The organism is Streptomyces sp. NPDC006384 (assembly GCF_042870695.1).
Taxonomy (GTDB): Bacteria; Actinomycetota; Actinomycetes; order Streptomycetales; family Streptomycetaceae; genus Streptomyces.
In genome coordinates, this window is the sequence record NZ_JBIAHR010000061.1 from 1 (window position 1) to 1,659 (window position 1,659).

The 1,659-nt window shown below is 49.1% G+C and carries 1 rRNA gene; it reads left to right on the plus strand.

The window, feature by feature from the left end:
• Positions 1-1,659 (plus strand): 23S ribosomal RNA (locus ACFYOJ_RS36265); the annotation flags it as partial.

Genomic DNA, 1,659 nt, shown 5'->3' on the forward strand with positions numbered 1-1,659 from the left:
ACATGTGAATTCATAGCATGTCAGAAGGCAGACCCGGAGAACTGAAACATCTTAGTACCCGGAGGAAGAGAAAGAAAAATCGATTCCCTGAGTAGCGGCGAGCGAAACGGGAAGAGCCCAAACCAACAAGCTTGCTTGTTGGGGTTGTAGGACACTCTATACGGAGTTACAAAAGAACATGTTAGACGAATCATCTGGAAAGATGAATCAAAGAAGGTAATAATCCTGTAGTCGAAAACATATTCTCTCTTGTGTGGATCCTGAGTACGACGGAGCACGTGAAATTCCGTCGGAATCTGGGAGGACCATCTCCTAAGGCTAAATACTCTCTAGTGACCGATAGTGAACCAGTACCGTGAGGGAAAGGTGAAAAGTACCCCGGAAGGGGAGTGAAAGAGAACTTGAAACCGTGTGCTTACAAGTAGTCAGAGCCCGTTAATGGGTGATGGCGTGCCTTTTGTAGAATGAACCGGCGAGTTACGATCTGATGCAAGGTTAAGCAGCAAATGTGGAGCCGCAGCGAAAGCGAGTCTGAATAGGGCGTTGAGTATTTGGTCGTAGACCCGAAACCAGGTGATCTACCCTTGGTCAGGTTGAAGTTCAGGTAACACTGAATGGAGGACCGAACCGACTTACGTTGAAAAGTGAGCGGATGAACTGAGGGTAGCGGAGAAATTCCAATCGAACTTGGAGATAGCTGGTTCTCTCCGAAATAGCTTTAGGGCTAGCCTCAAGTGATGATTATTGGAGGTAGAGCACTGTTTGGACGAGGGGCCCCTCTCGGGTTACCGAATTCAGACAAACTCCGAATGCCAATTAATTTAACTTGGGAGTCAGAACATGGGTGATAAGGTCCGTGTTCGAAAGGGAAACAGCCCAGACCACCAGCTAAGGTCCCAAAATATATGTTAAGTGGAAAAGGATGTGGCGTTGCCCAGACAACTAGGATGTTGGCTTAGAAGCAGCCATCATTTAAAGAGTGCGTAATAGCTCACTAGTCGAGTGACACTGCGCCGAAAATGTACCGGGGCTAAACATATTACCGAAGCTGTGGATTGTCCTTTGGACAATGGTAGGAGAGCGTTCTAAGGGCGTCGAAGCATGATCGCAAGGACATGTGGAGCGCTTAGAAGTGAGAATGCCGGTGTGAGTAGCGAAAGACGGGTGAGAATCCCGTCCACCGATTGACTAAGGTTTCCAGAGGAAGGCTCGTCCGCTCTGGGTTAGTCGGGTCCTAAGCTGAGGCCGACAGGCGTAGGCGATGGATAACAGGTTGATATTCCTGTACCACCTAGTATCGTTTTAATCGATGGGGGGACGCAGTAGGATAGGCGAAGCGTGCTGTTGGAGTGCACGTCCAAGCAGTAAGGCTGAGTGTTAGGCAAATCCGGCACTCATAAGGCTGAGCTGTGATGGGGAGAGGAAATTGTTTCCTCGAGTCGTTGATTTCACACTGCCGAGAAAAGCCTCTAGATAGATAACAGGTGCCCGTACCGCAAACCGACACAGGTAGTCAAGATGAGAATTCTAAGGTGAGCGAGCGAACTCTCGTTAAGGAACTCGGCAAAATGACCCCGTAACTTCGGGAGAAGGGGTGCTCTTTAGGGTTCACGCCCAGAAGAGCCGCAGTGAATAGGCCCAAGCGACTGTTTATCAAAA